Source organism: Micromonospora sp. NPDC047753 (genome assembly GCF_040642735.1).
Lineage (GTDB): Bacteria > Actinomycetota > Actinomycetes > Mycobacteriales > Micromonosporaceae > Micromonospora.
In genome coordinates this window covers 1-13,407 of record NZ_JBEYSL010000161.1, presented here as the reverse complement: position 1 = coordinate 13,407, position 13,407 = coordinate 1, and the positions used below count along the sequence as shown (strand labels likewise).

The 13,407-nt window shown below is 71.7% G+C and carries 11 protein-coding genes; 6 read left to right on the top strand and 5 right to left on the bottom strand.

Going from position 1 to position 13,407, the window contains the following annotated elements; genetic code table 11:
* Positions 1-544, top strand: a 544-nt coding sequence (locus tag ABZ749_RS15975) for a carbon-nitrogen hydrolase family protein (RefSeq protein WP_357228228.1), incomplete at its 5' end; no start/stop codon positions are given.
* Positions 545-605: 61 nt separating this feature from the next.
* On the opposite strand, the gene ABZ749_RS15970 is transcribed toward ABZ749_RS15975, so the two are convergent.
* Positions 606-830, bottom strand: a complete 225-nt coding sequence (locus ABZ749_RS15970) for a hypothetical protein (protein ID WP_357208127.1) — start codon at positions 828-830, stop codon at positions 606-608.
* 33 nt (positions 831-863) lie between these two features.
* Between ABZ749_RS15970 and ABZ749_RS15965 the strand changes: the two genes are divergently transcribed.
* Together ABZ749_RS15965 and ABZ749_RS15960 are read left to right on the top strand one after the other, a co-directional pair.
* A complete protein-coding gene (locus ABZ749_RS15965; RefSeq protein ID WP_357228231.1) occupies positions 864-2,546 on the top strand; it encodes an ABC transporter ATP-binding protein in 1,683 nt (560 codons plus the stop codon).
* Positions 2,543-4,321: an ABC transporter ATP-binding protein gene (locus ABZ749_RS15960; RefSeq protein ID WP_357228225.1), complete on the top strand. Its 1,779-nt coding sequence runs from the start codon at positions 2,543-2,545 to the stop codon at positions 4,319-4,321. The genes ABZ749_RS15965 and ABZ749_RS15960 overlap by 4 nt, the downstream gene beginning before the upstream one ends.
* A gap of 29 nt (positions 4,322-4,350) precedes the next feature.
* Here ABZ749_RS15960 and ABZ749_RS15955 read toward each other — a convergent pair whose 3' ends face one another.
* The 4 genes from ABZ749_RS15955 to ABZ749_RS15940 all read right to left on the bottom strand — a co-directional run bounded on the left by ABZ749_RS15955 (position 4,351) and on the right by ABZ749_RS15940 (position 8,731).
* On the bottom strand, positions 4,351-4,935 hold the full coding sequence (locus tag ABZ749_RS15955; RefSeq protein ID WP_357228223.1) for a response regulator transcription factor: 585 nt from the start codon (positions 4,933-4,935) through the stop codon (positions 4,351-4,353).
* Between the two features lie 119 nt (positions 4,936-5,054).
* Entirely contained in the window at positions 5,055-5,663 is a 609-nt protein-coding gene (locus tag ABZ749_RS15950) for a response regulator transcription factor (RefSeq protein ID WP_357228220.1), read from the bottom strand.
* Positions 5,664-7,181: 1,518 nt separating this feature from the next.
* Positions 7,182-8,321 carry a substrate-binding domain-containing protein gene (locus ABZ749_RS15945; protein ID WP_357228217.1) on the bottom strand — a complete coding sequence of 380 codons (1,140 nt, stop codon included), beginning with the start codon at positions 8,319-8,321 and terminating at the stop codon, positions 7,182-7,184.
* Positions 8,318-8,731 carry a hypothetical protein gene (locus ABZ749_RS15940; protein ID WP_357228214.1) on the bottom strand — a complete coding sequence of 138 codons (414 nt, stop codon included), beginning with the start codon at positions 8,729-8,731 and terminating at the stop codon, positions 8,318-8,320. The genes ABZ749_RS15945 and ABZ749_RS15940 overlap by 4 nt, the downstream gene beginning before the upstream one ends.
* A 241-nt stretch (positions 8,732-8,972) precedes the next feature.
* Here ABZ749_RS15940 and ABZ749_RS15935 point away from each other — a divergent pair, with 241 nt between their 5' ends.
* The 3 genes from ABZ749_RS15935 to ABZ749_RS15925 all read left to right on the top strand — a co-directional run bounded on the left by ABZ749_RS15935 (position 8,973) and on the right by ABZ749_RS15925 (position 13,303).
* Positions 8,973-10,976 carry a DUF2264 domain-containing protein gene (locus ABZ749_RS15935; RefSeq protein WP_357228211.1) on the top strand — a complete coding sequence of 668 codons (2,004 nt, stop codon included), beginning with the start codon at positions 8,973-8,975 and terminating at the stop codon, positions 10,974-10,976.
* A 42-nt stretch (positions 10,977-11,018) separates the two neighbouring features.
* Positions 11,019-12,323: an extracellular solute-binding protein gene (locus ABZ749_RS15930; protein WP_357228208.1), complete on the top strand. Its 1,305-nt coding sequence runs from the start codon at positions 11,019-11,021 to the stop codon at positions 12,321-12,323.
* 116 nt (positions 12,324-12,439) lie between these two features.
* Positions 12,440-13,303, top strand: a complete 864-nt coding sequence (locus tag ABZ749_RS15925) for a sugar ABC transporter permease (RefSeq protein WP_357228205.1) — start codon at positions 12,440-12,442, stop codon at positions 13,301-13,303.
* Positions 13,304-13,407 lie beyond the last annotated feature (104 nt).

Genomic DNA, 13,407 nt, shown 5'->3' with positions numbered 1-13,407 from the left:
TCCGGACCCGGACCACACGTGGAACACCTCGCTGGTCTTCGACCGTTCCGGCAGTCTGGCCGCGAGCTATCGCAAGATCCACCTGTACGACGTGGAGATCCCCGGTCGGGTCTCCTACCGGGAGTCGACAAGTGTCGCGCCCGGGGCCCAACCCGTGGTCGTTGACGTCGAGGGGCTACGGGTCGGCCTGTCGATCTGCTACGACCTGCGCTTCCCGGAGCTCTACCGGCTGCTCGCGTCCGATGGCGGCGCGCAGCTGCTCGTGGTTCCGGCCGCGTTCATGATGCACACCGGCCGGGACCACTGGGAGGTCCTGCTGCGGGCCAGGGCGATCGAGAACCAGTGTTTCGTGGCGGCGGCCGGTCAGACCGGCGACCACGAGCCAGGTCGCACCTGCTTCGGGCGCAGCATGGTGGTCGACCCGTGGGGGACGGTCATCGGCCAGGTGCCGGACGGCCCGGGGGTCTCCGTCGTCGACCTGGACCTGGAGCGGCTCGACACGATCCGCGCCGAGCTGCCCAGCCTGGCCAACCGCCGGCTCTGAGGCTCAGCCTGGCCAACCGCGGCTCCGAGGTGTGCGGCGGGCCAGACGCCGACTCGGAACCTCAACCCTCCAGCAGGACGCCGATCACCGCGAACCCGGCGATGGCCGCAGCGGTGACCAGCAGCGCCGTGGTCATCCGGGACCTGCCCCGTCGGGCCAGCCGTCCCACCGAGAGCACAAGCACGACCAGCACGACCGCGCCGATCACCACCTGCCAGAACGGCCCGATGAGGCCGAGCAGCGCCTGCTCGGCGAACACCCTGGTGCCGTGCCCGGACTCATCCATGATTGACACTCTGGCACGTCGAGGCAGACGGTCCTGGCGGGCGGCGGCTGGACGGCCGCACTCGCGGCGGTCGCGCTGCTCGGCGCGGCCGCCGAACTGTTGCTCCCCGCGTTCCTCGGCCGCGCCGTCGACGCCGCCCTCGACGGCGGCTCCGCCTGGTGGGCGGTGTCCGCCGGCGCCCTTGTCGTCGTCCTCATCTGCGTCGACACCCTGACGGACCTGGCCAGCGGGTTCGGTGCGGCGCGCGCCACCGCCGGGCTGCGCCGGCGTCTCCTGCGTCACCTGTTCGCCGTGGACGTCCGCGCCAGCCGCCGGTACCCGGTGGGTGACCTCGTCGGCCGACTGGTCGGCCAGGCCGCCGACGCGGGACAAGCCGGCAACGCGGTGGTCCTGGCCATCGTGGCGGTGCTTCCGCCGCTCGGCAGCGTCGTCGCGCTCGCCATCATGGAACCAGTCCTCGGAGTCACCCTGCTCGTCGGTCTCGGCCTGCTCGCCGTCCTCATGCGCGCCTTCGTGGCCGACGCCTCGACCGCGACCGCCGGGTACCAACGGGTCCTCGGCAGCATCGCCGGACGGCTGTTGGAGTCGCTGACCGGTGCCCGGACCATCGCCGCCGCCGGCACCACCCGCCGCGAGGAGGACCGGGTGCTGGCGGCCCTGCCGGAGCTGGACCGGCACGGCCGACGTACCTGGGGTTTGCTGGCCCGGGCGAGTGCGCGCACCTCGGCCGTGGCGCCGCTGCTGAACCTGAGCGTCATCGCGGTCGGCGGGTACGCCCTGACCGCAGGCTGGCTCACACCGGGTGAACTGGTCGCCGCGGTCCGGTACGCGGCCATGGGCGCCGGGCTCGGTGCGGTGCTCGCCACCCTGAGCCACCTGGTCCGCAGCCGCGCGGGAGCACATCGGGTCGCCGAGCCGCTGACACAGCCCACCACGTCGGTGGGCGATCGGCCCCTTCCACCCGGCGACGGTGCCCTGCGGCTGCGTGGGGTGTGCGTGCACGCCGACGACGGGCGACCCGTCCTGGACGGCGTCGACCTGGACGTGCCGGCCGGCGCGACAGTGGCCGTCGTCGGAGCGTCCGGTGCCGGCAAGTCGACACTGGCTGCCGTGGCGGGACGCCTGTACGACCCCGACCGCGGTGAGGTGCGCCTCGACGGGGTGCCGCTGCGGGACCTCGACGCGGCGGCGCTGCGCCGGGCCGTCGGCTACGCCTTCGACCGGCCGGTGCTGATCGGCGTGACCGTCCACGACGCGATCGGCCTGGCGCTGCCTGTCGACTCGGCGCAACCGCCGGCCGACGACAGCCCGGCCACCCCGGCGGTTCTGCGGGCGGCCCGGATGGCGGCGGTCGCCGACGTGATCGAGCGTCTGCCCGGCGGTTACCGCACGCCGCTGGTGGACACACCGCTCTCCGGGGGCGAGACCCAACGCATCGGCCTGGCCCGCGCGTTCGCCGCCGAGCGGCTGCTCATCCTGGACGATGCGATGTCCAGTCTCGACACCGCGACCGAACACCGGATCACCGAGGCGGTTCTCGGGCACGCCGGGGGGCGTACCCGACTGGTGGTCACCTACCGGACCGCAGCGGCCGCGGCGGCCGACCTCGTCGCCTGGCTGGACGGCGGGCGGCTTCGCGGTCTGGCACCGCACCGGCAACTGTGGGCCGACCCGGACTACCGTGCCGTCTTCCAGCCGGCCGGCGGTGGGTCGTGAGCCGTCCCGGCGTACGCCGGGTGACCTGGCGGGCGCTGCGGGCCCGTCGGTGGGAACTCGCCGGGCTCGGCGGCTGGTCGCTTGTCGAGTCGCTGCCCGCGCTGCTCGCCGGCTATCTGGTCGCCCGTGCCGTCGACGAGGGTTTTCTGGCCGGACGTCTCCTCACCGGCCTGGCCTGGTTGGGGGTCCTCGCCGTGGCGGTGCTGGTCGGCGCGGCGGCCACCGGCCGGACGTACCGGAGCCTCGGCGCGGTGGTCGAGCCGTTCCGCGACGAGGTGGCCGCCCAGGTGATCCGGGGTGCGCTCCGCGACGCCACCAGAGCGGGTGGTCGCCCGGACAGCGCCGCCGTGACCCGGCTGACCCACCAGATGGAGATCGTCCGCGACACCTTCGCCGGTCTGCTGATGGTGACCCGCGGCTTCCTCTTCTCCGCTGGCGCGGCCCTGCTCGGCCTCCTCGCGCTGGCGCCGGTGGTGGCGGCGCTGGCGTTCGCCCCGCTGGTCGCCGGTCTGGTCGTGTTCCTCGCCGCGCTGCCGTCGATGGTCACGCACCAGCGCGCCTACGTCCGGGCCGGTGAACAGCTCGGCCAGTCCGCGGCGACCGCCCTGGCCGCTCACCGTGATGTGCTGGCCTGCGGCGCCCAGACACGCGTGTCGGCGGAGGTGGAACGCTGGGTGTCGGCGCAGGCCGCCGCCGAACGCATGCTCGCCCGGATGGCGGCGATCCGCAGCCTCAGCCTCGGCATCGGCGGCTGGCTGCCACTGCTGGTGCTGATGGTGACCGCCCCGTGGCTGGTCGAGCGTGGTCTCACCGCCGGCGCGGTGCTGGGCGCGCTGATCTACGTCTCCACCGGGCTGCAACCCGCCCTGCACACCCTGGTGCAGGGTCTCGGCGGAGGCGGGCTGCGCTACGCGGTCACCCTGGAGAACATCCTGCGCACCTGTCCGGTCTCCGACGACCCGCGCCCGTCAGCCCCCACCGCCCGGATGCCTCGCTGCCGACCACCCGCAGCTCCTGCCGATCGTCCGGCAGCCGTCGAGGTGCGGGGGCTGACCTTCGGCTACGGCCCGCGCGCCCGGCCCGTCCTGCGGAACTTCTCGCTGACACTGGCCGACCGGGACCATCTCGCCGTGGTCGGCCCGAGCGGTGCGGGCAAGTCCACACTGGCCTCCCTGATGGCCGGGCTGGTGCCGCCGCAGGCAGGCACGGTCCACCTGGCCGGCACGAGAGTCGCCGAGATCGAGCCGGCCGTCCTCGCCCGGATGCGAGTGCTGGTGCCCCAGGAGGCGTACGTCTTCACCGGAAGCCTCGCCGACAACATTCGCTACCTCCGGCCGGACGCCGACGACGACACGCTGGAGGTCGCCCTCGACACGCTCGGCGCGCGTCCCCTGGCGACCCGCCTGGGCGGCCTGGACGCGCCGGTCGCGCCGTCCCTGCTCTCCGCCGGCGAGCGGCAGCTCATCGCGGCGGTCCGAGCCTGGCTGGCACCCGCCCCGCTGGTGGTCCTCGACGAGGCGACCTGCCACCTGGACCCGGCGCTGGAAGCGACGGTCGAGGCTGCCTTCGCCCGGCGGCCCGGCACCCTCGTCGTGATCGCGCACCGGATCAGTTCCGCGTTGCGGGCCGGACGGGTGCTGGTCCTCGACGGCGACGAGCCGCTGGCGGGGACGCACGAACAGTTGATGACCCGCTCGGCCACCTACCGGGTGCTCGTCGGCTGCTGGGACGACCCGGCGGTGCCGTCCCCGGCGGCGTCGGCGCCGGCGGGCTGAAACCCGCACGACCGCGCCGACGGCGCCGGTCAGATCCAGCCCGCCTCGCCAGCCATCCGCACGGCCTCCACCCGGGTACGCGCGCCCACCTTGCGGGCGATCCGACCGAGATGGTTGCGGACGGTGCCACGGGTGAGCCCGAGCGAGACCGCCACCTCCGCAACCGGCGCACCCGCGGCCGTCAGCCTCAACACCTCCGTCTCACGGCTGGTCAGTGGGCCGTCCGAGTGCAGCGCGGCGACCACGAGATCCGCGTCGAGCACGGGCTCCCGGCGGGCGAGCCGGCGGATCCCGTCGATGACCCGCTCGGGGGTGGCGTCACTGCGCAGGATGCCGACCGCCCTGGTCGGGCACAACATGCCTCGCAACCGTCGGGCTCGCTGCGGGTGCGCCAGCACCAGGACGGGACACCGGCCGAGACGGTCGGGATCGACTCCCTCGACGAAGTCGAGGTCGGCCACGACCACGTCGGGGCTTTGCGCGCGGACGGCCGCGGAGACCTCGTCGCCGCGATCCACCTCCGCCACGACGCGAATGTCGTCCTCGGCGGCGAGGACGAGCGACAGCGCGCCCAGAACCAGGGCGCCGTCCAGGGCGAGCAGGGTACGGATCACGATGAACCTTCCCGCACTCCGACAATGATCACGGTACGTCAACATTCAAACACGCATCCGGTGGGGTCGCACGGCGACGGGTGGGTCCGGACGTTGCCTCCGGACCCACCCCCCGACGGCTACAACCAGCCGTTACGCCGCGCGTGCGACACCGCCTCCAACCGGTTGCGAGCCCCGGTCTTGCGCAGAATCACCGACAGGTGATTGCGCACCGTCCCGTGTGCCAGATAGAGGCGGCCGGCGATCTCCTTCAGCGGCAGGCCCTCGGCCGCCATCCGCAGCACGTCCATCTCCCGAGGCGTCAACGGCATCTCCGGGGGGCTCAGCACCGCGATCGCCGCGGCGGGGTCGATCGCTCGCTCCCCGGCCGCGAGCGCGCGGATCGCGCGCACCAACTCGGCCAGCGAGCTGTCCTTCCCGACCAGGCCGCGCGCGCCGGCTGCCAGCGCCGCCTCCACCAGCGCCGGGCTCCACCGTGGGCTCATCGCCAGCACGGCGGCGTGCGGCGCCTCGACGTCGATGCGGGCGACCGCCTCCACCGGGTCGGGCAGCTCCGGTGTCAGTGCCAGCACCACCACCTGCGGTCGGCACCGCCGGACCACCGTCAACAGTTCGCCGACACCCTCGACGTCGGCGACCACCTCCATGTCCTCCTCACGTGACAGCGCGGCGCAGAGCGCCCCGCGGAGCAAACCCATGTCCTCGGCGACGACAACGTGGATCACCACGTCTTCTCCGATCTCCGGTACGCGTCACGACGGCCACCGATCCCGGAACATCCACGGGTTGATCGGGGCGGTCGTGCGCTACAGACAGGTAGGCATCGGCCCGCGGCACCGTCACCGCGGACGGGCACGGACACTGATCGACCGACCAGTGGTGAAACCAGTCGCTCAGACCAGTCACCGGGGTCGATCGACCCGCCTCAGCCGGGGCGGGTGATCGCAGACGGAGCTCGGCTCTCAACCAGCAGCGGCGCGAGATCGCAGCGTTGCCCGGCGCCGACATGCGACTGCCGGTCGAGCGGCCGGGGCAACCCCGGCCCGGGCGTCGATCCATTGTCGACGCAAGCGACATCCTGGTCGGCGGGCGCGAGCGGTTGCCCAGGGAACACACCCTGCGGGGCCACCGGTCCCGGGCGTGCGGCGACCTGCCCCGTCGGGACCGTGGCACGCGCGGCGTCGACGACGGACATCGGCGGTGGCGCGGCCGGCGTCGGTGGCGCTGCGACGCGTACGGGGGCCGGCGCCGGACCCGCCGGTGGCGTCGGCACCGTCGGTACGGGAGCCGGCTCGGTCACCGGGACGCCAGCCGGCCCGAGCACTGGGGGATCGGGCAGTGCAGGTGTCACCGACGGGACGACCACCTCGCCGAGAGCCGGCGGTAGAACGGCATCGGCGACCCGGAGGAGTGTCATGACGACGGGCCGGATCGGCACCCTGCCCACGATGTCGACGACGTGCGGCAAGGCGGCGGTGATCGGGCCCACCGCCGGCGACTCGCCTGGTCCGTGCAGCGTAGGCGGCCTGGGCGCGGCGGTGGCTGATTTCCGTGGTGGATCCGCGGCCGGCCGCGACAGTCCGACACGGTGCGCTGGACGATGAACCGTGCGACCTACGGAGGTCGGCCGGAGCTTCTCGCGCTCCGCCGCCGCGTCGGGTGCGTCGCGCCTCGAAGCACCCGTCAACCGTCGAGGCCCCGTCGAGGGTAGCTTCTCGCGGGAGGCGGCGGCGTCATCGGTAGGCCCTGGCAGTGGGACGTGGAGCCCATCGCGGCGACTGTCGTCGGCATCCGCGGCCACGTGGCGGCCCTGGTTGAGTGGCACGGCGACCGTGAGCCGCGCGACCGACTCGACCAGAGCGCCGACCGTCCGATGAGGCTCGTCAGTGGACCCGCTGCGCATCCCGTCGGCGGCGGCCGGGCCCTGGAACAGGACGGCCCCGACGAAACCGGCCCCGACGGCGGCCGCGATCAGCACCAGCGGCCGGGCGAGCCTGCGCAGCCGGCCGGTCATGAGCGGCGCGGATCGGCCCGGCGCGGACGCCGACGCGGTCTCGGTGACGGGACTTCGCACGCGGGCACGACCCCTTCCCTCTGGACTGCTGACCCATAGTAGCGATGCGCTCACGTAACCGCATCCGGTGGGAGAGCGCACTTGGCAGGATGCGGGCGCACCAGGTCTGCTGTGGAGGCCGGCTGCTCACCGCCCGGCTGGTCCCTGGTCGAATGTATCGGGACCGGAACGCCTACGCGGATGGCGGCGCGGTCGACTCCCGGATCCTTAGCGACGGGCTGATGACGACCCGGTGGGTGGGACGGTCGGGGTCGGCGAGCCGGTCGGCGACGAGACGCACGGCGGCTCGTCCGATCGAGCGTCGCGGCGGTCGGACCGCGGTCAGCGGCGGGCTGAAGAGCCCGGCGACCTCGTCGTCGTACGCCACCAGGGAAAGGTCGCCGGGAACGGACAGGTGCCGCTCCTCGCAGTGCTGCACGAGCGCGATCGCCTCGGCGTCGGCGTGCACCAGCAGCGCCGTCGTCCCGGTCGCCTGGCACTGGTCGAGGATGCCGTTGAGCACGGAGTCCCGCTCGGGTGAGCGTGCGTCGGGTACCACAGCCACCACAGTCGCGTCCGGGTCGAGGCCGCACTCGGTGGCGGCGTCGAGCCAGCCACGTCGTACGTGCTGGCTGGTGGGGCTGTTGGCGTCGAGCACCAGGCCGACCTTGCGGTGTCCGAGCGAGGTGAGGTGGCGCACCGCCATGGCCGCACCGAGCGCGTGGTCGGTGACCACCGACTCCATGACAGCGTGGTGGCTGCCTACCTTGGCGGTGCGTTCCAGCAGGACGACCGGGACGCCGACCTTGTCGAGCCACTCGATGGTGCGTTCGGCGGTTGGTGCGTCCATGCTCGGCGCGATGATCAGCGCGTCGACGCCCATCCGCCCCACCATGCGGGCCAGTTGCGGCTGGTCGTCCTCGCTGTCGTAGGAGGAGCCGCGCAGAACCACGCGCATGTCCAACTCGCGGGCGGCCCCCTCGACGCCGCGAGCCACGTCCGGCCAGTAGTAGTCCAAGGAGGGCACGAGCATGCCGAGGGCGCGCCCGACCAGCGGCTCCAGGCCCGCGGCGGGTGGCTCGTCGGCTGCCGGGACGGCGTCCGGCAGGATCAGGGCGACCCCACCGTGGACCCGGCGAACCAACCCTTCGGCGGCGAGCTCCGCAATGTCACGCCGGATGGTGACCGGCGCGGCACCAAGCACGTGGGACAGGTCAGAGATGCGCATCGAGCCGTCGCGCTGCAGGGCTGCCAACAGTTGCTGGCGGCGGGCGACCTGAAGCGGCCCTCGGGGGGACTCCGCCGTGGTGACGACGGGGCTGTCCTTGGTCATGGGGGACCTCCGAGGAGCGCTTCGTGCGACGAGAGCGTTTTGGTGCGGACGACCTCGCCGGTCGGGCCGAACGCGGTGATGTCGATCGCGAGCCGGATCGGGTGATCTACCCATCCGTCGAAGAGCATAGGAGTCGCGCTCCGCCGGGTCGTCGCGGCGCACGGCGCTGAACCTGGCTGCTGGCCGAGGGTGGGCCGGCTGACGTCGTCCAGCGTGGCAGCCTCGGCGCGGCCGTCGCCAAGCCGTGCCTGGCCGGCGACGAGCGGGTGGATGTGGGGCGGCGTGGTCGCCTGATCCGGGTCGAGGTCCCGGGCGTTGTCGGGCGATGCGAGCACCCGTGCCGACGGTTCCCTCCGGTGACCGCGCCACGCCGCAGCCAGCGGGTCTGCGGAGCGGTCTGCGACGGTCATGACTCCTCTGGCGGTGGAGCGGCTATGAGCGATTGTGATCGTATCAGAGCACTTGGTGTGTCACGGCAGCGTTGTGCGCTCTCCTGATCAGGTGTGTTCACATCGGTTTGGGAACGGCATTGACTTGCTCCTTTGTGAGCGTTTTACTTCGGAAACCCTGCGGATGCCTGCACGTCACATTCATGGGCAACGCCCCGCTCGCCACAGTCGACGGAGACGGATCGATGCGACAGGACCACGGATGACGTTCGAGACGACCGGTCAGGTGGCACCGTCGACGGACTCGGATGTCGCTACCGCCGCGACCTGGAGCCGGGATGACTGGTTGGCCCTCGCCGACCGGATGCTCGCCGCCACCCGACCGTTCGCGTCGCCCGGACACGCCCTGGTCACCTTCCCCGGGCCGGAGGGCGGTTACGGGCGGGCCGTCGACGGGCTGGAGGGTTTCGCCCGTACCTTCCTGCTGGCTGGGTTCCGCATCGCTGGTGCCCGGGGAGTGGGCCTGGACGAGCTCGTGGCCCGGTACACGGCAGGCATCACCGCTGGCACCGACCCGAGCGCTCCAGACCGTTGGGTGCGCATGGACGAGCACCCCCAGGCGAAGGTGGAGGCCGCCTCCATCGCGCTGGTCCTGGACATGACCCGCCCGTGGATCTGGGACCGACTGCCGTCCGTGGTGCGCGAGCGGGTGGTGAACTATCTGCGCCCGGCGGTCGGCGACGACACGTACCCACGAATCAACTGGGTCTGGTTCCGGCTGGTCGTACAGACGTTTCTGCGTTCGGTGGGCGGGCCGCACTCGCTCGACGAGATGAACGAGGACCTGACCACCCATGACGGCTTCGTCCGCGGGGAAGGCTGGATGTCCGACGGGCCGGACCGCGCCTACGACCACTACGTGGGCTGGGCCCTGCACCTCTACCCGACCCTGTGGGCCCGGATGGCTGGCGCAGCGGACCTGGCCGAGCAGCGCCGCGAACGGGACCTGGCCGGCCTCGACCGCTTCCTGAGCGACGCGGTCGCGCTCGTGGGCGCCGACGGATCACCGTTGATCCAGGGGCGGAGTCTGACCTACCGCTTCGCCGCGGCGGCGCCGTTCTGGGTTGGCGCCATCGCCGGCGTGCCCTCGGTCAGCCTCGGCCGGTTGCGCGGCGCGGCCACCCGCATCGTGCGTCACTTCGTCGCTAATGGAGCCCCGGACGAACGAGGCCTGCTCACCCTCGGCTGGCACGGGCCGTGGCCGCGACTGGCGCAGTCGTACTCCGGGCCGGGCTCGCCGTACTGGGCCAGCAAGGGCCTGCTCGGTATCGCGCTACCCGCCGACCATCCGGTCTGGGCGACTCCCGAGGAGCCGTTGCCGGTGGAGGAGCGGGACGCGGTGCGGGCGATACACGCGCCAGGCTGGCTGATCTCTGGCACCCGTGCCGACGGCATCGTCCGCGTCGTCAACCACGGCACCGACCACGCCGTCGAGGGTGCCACCGTCTCAGACTCACCGCTCTACGCCCGACTGGGCTACTCCACCGCGACCACCCCGGTCCTCGACGACAGCGGCTGGGCCAGTCCGGTCGACCAGTCCGTCACTCTCGTCGACGACGCGGGCCGGGTCACCCACCGCACCGGCATGCGTCTGCTGAGCGTTCACGTCGACACCGACGGCGTGGGCGTGGCCGGGTCACGTGCCCTCGCCCACTGGGTCGACCCGGATCCGGGTCAGCGCGATCACGGCGGCGGCCGTGCGGGCCGGTCCCGACCGGCCGGGCACCTCACTGTGTATTCGCTGGTCCGCGGCCCCTGGGAACTACGTCTGACCCGCGTCGACGGCCTCGTCGACGGCGTCGAGGCGGCTGCCCTGAGGCTCCGGATCGGGGGCTGGGCCATCGCCGGGGATGCGACGGCCACCGCCGCCGGCGGTGTGGCGGTCGTGACCGGAGCCGGCCTGACCAGCCGGCTCGACAGCATTCACGGCGGCGGTACGGCCGGCGTCACCGCCGCTCCGCACGGCGGACCCCTGGCCGGCGGGCTGCTCGTGCCATGGCTCGACCACCCCGTCCGGCCGAGCGCATGGGCCGCCACCTTCACCGAGCTGTCCAGGGTGCCGGTTGCCCCGGCCCGGCAGGCGTGCCAGGCCGTGGTCGACGAGGGCGGCCGCGGCCTCCACCTGGCGGTCGACTGGCCCGACGGAATCAGCACGTCGACCCGTCTGGACACGGAGAATGCCAGGCCCACCCGGGCGTCCTGGTAGCAGTGCGGGCCCGTCCGGGCCCCTTGACCTAAGGAGAAAGGGATGAAGCGTGCGATACCTGCCGTCATCAGCGCTGCGACGGCCCTGACGCTTGTGCTCGCCGGTTGCGGCGGCGCAGACGAGTCAGTCGACCCCAATGCCCCGGTGACCATCACCCTGGCCGGCTGGACCCTGTCGTCCACGCCCGAGTTCAAGACGCTCGCCGACGGCTTCAAGGCGACCCACCCGAACGTGACGGTGGAGCTCAAGGAGTACGCCCCAGGCAACGACTACGACACCCAGATGATCACGGACCTGGCTGCCGGCACCGCCCCGGACGTCTACGTCATGAAGAACCTCAAGAACTTCTACACGTACCAGAGCGGTGGTCAGCTGCTCGACGTCTCCGACGCCACCTCCGGTCTCGGCTCGACCCCGGCGCTCGCGTCCTACCAGGTGAATGGCAAGGCGTACGCGGTGCCGTACCGGCAGGACTCGTGGGTGTTGTTCTACAACAAGGACCTGTTCGCGAAGGCGAAGGTGGCGCCGCCGGACGGCAGTTGGACCTGGGACGACTACACCGACGCGACGAAGCGACTGCACACCGGGTTGAAGGGGGCCGGTTCGAACGCGACCGGCGCGTACCAGCACACCTTCCAGTCGACAGTGCAGGGATTCGCGCTCGCCCAGACCCCCAACGCGGACCTGCTCTCCGGGGACTACGGCTACCTGAAGCCGTACTACGAGCGGTCACTGGACCTGCAGGCGGCCGGCGCGCAGCCGACCTTCGGCACCGCGAAGACCAACAAACTGACCTACCAGGCGCAGTTCGGCAAGCAGCAGTCGGCGATGCTGCTTATGGGCACCTGGTACGTGGCCACGCTGCTCAACCAGCGACAGAGCGGTGACGCCGACAAGTTCCAGTGGGGGCTCGCCCCGGCGCCGCAGTTCGACAAGTCCACCACCGGCACCTCCGCCACACCAGTGACCTTCGGCGACCCGACCGGCTTGGGGATCAACCCGAAGATCAGCAAGTCCAGGACCGCCGCGGCCAAGGCCTTCGTCCAGTACGCGGCCGGCCCGGATGCCGCTAAGGCGCTGGCCGGGATCGGCATCACCCCGGCCCAGGTCACCGACGCGGTTACCGCGACGCTGTTCGGGCTGGACGGCGTGCCGCAGGACGACCTGTCGAAGTTCGCCTACGCCAAGCACACCATCAAGCCGGAGAACCCGGTGTCGAAGCACACCGCGGGCCTGCAGAACCTCCTCAACGAGACGCACTCGGCGATCCTCTCGGACAGCAAGGGCGTCGACGCGGAGTTGAGCAAGGCGCAGGCCCGCGCCAAGAACGAGGTCCTCAACCAGTGAGCTGATGGCGGTCCCGGCGCGCCTGAACCGCACGCCGGTCCCGCCATCATGCCGAACGCTTCCGGAGACTTCCTATGGCAACATTGCCGCGCACGAGACCCAGGAGCCGGCGGCTGGTGTCGCGCGACACGGTCGCCGGCTGGTCGTTCATCCTGCCCAACTTCGCCGGTTTCGCAGTGCTCACCCTGCTACCCGTCGTCGTGCTGTTCTATGTGGCCTTCACCGACTGGAACGTCTTCGGGGTGGCCGAGTGGACCGGCACCGCCAACTTCCGGCGAATGTGGGGCGACGCAAGCTTCTGGACCGCTTTGCGCAACACCGTCTACTACACCGTCTTCCACATCCCGCTGACCCTCGCGGCGTCACTCGGGCTGGCGCTGCTGCTCAACCGCAAACTGCGCGGCGTACGGTTCTTCCGCACCGTCGCCTTCTTCCCCTACATCACCTCGATCGTGGCGATCGCGATCGTCTGGAACCAGCTGTTCAGCCCGGAGTACGGCCCGATCAACGCTCTCCTCGGTGCAGTCGGGGTGGACGATGCGCCGGGCTGGACCACGTCGTCGACCTGGTCGATGCCGGCGGTCATCATTGTCGGCACCTGGCGGTACATGGGTTACTACATGCTGCTGTTCCTGGCCGGCCTGCAGACCATCCCGGCCCAGCTCTACGAGGCGGCCGAGACCGACGGCGCCACACCGTGGCAGCGGTTCGTGCACGTGACCCTCCCCGGGTTACGACACACCACCTTCTTCGTCACAGTGCTGCTCACCATCGAAAGCTTCAAGGTCTTCGACCTCATCCTCGTGATGACCGGTGGTGGCCCGGGCCAGTCGACACTGGTGCTCTCGCAGTACATCTACCAGAAGGGCTTCGAGGAGAACCAGTTCGGCTACGCCTCGGCGGTCTCCGTCGTCCTGTTCGCCATCTGCTTCAGCATCACGGTCATCCAGTTCATGGTCAACAAGCGGAGGAACAGCTGATGACCGCGACCGACCTCTCCCTGCCCAACCCGGTCCTCGCCGCGCCCGGCAACCGCAGCGCGCCCGGCCGACCGGTCCGGTCCCGGGGCTGGCGACTCGTCGGC

Excerpts from the sequence above, each read along its gene's own strand:
- ABZ749_RS15935 (WP_357228211.1), top strand. The coding sequence starts at position 8,973 with ATGACGTTCGAGACGACCGGTCAGGTGGCACCGTCGACGGACTCGGAT.
- ABZ749_RS15940 (WP_357228214.1), bottom strand. The coding sequence starts at position 8,731 with ATGACCGTCGCAGACCGCTCCGCAGACCCGCTGGCTGCGGCGTGGCGC.
- ABZ749_RS15945 (WP_357228217.1), bottom strand. The coding sequence starts at position 8,321 with ATGACCAAGGACAGCCCCGTCGTCACCACGGCGGAGTCCCCCCGAGGG.
- ABZ749_RS15970 (WP_357208127.1), bottom strand. The coding sequence starts at position 830 with ATGGATGAGTCCGGGCACGGCACCAGGGTGTTCGCCGAGCAGGCGCTG.
- ABZ749_RS15930 (WP_357228208.1), top strand. The coding sequence starts at position 11,019 with ATGAAGCGTGCGATACCTGCCGTCATCAGCGCTGCGACGGCCCTGACG.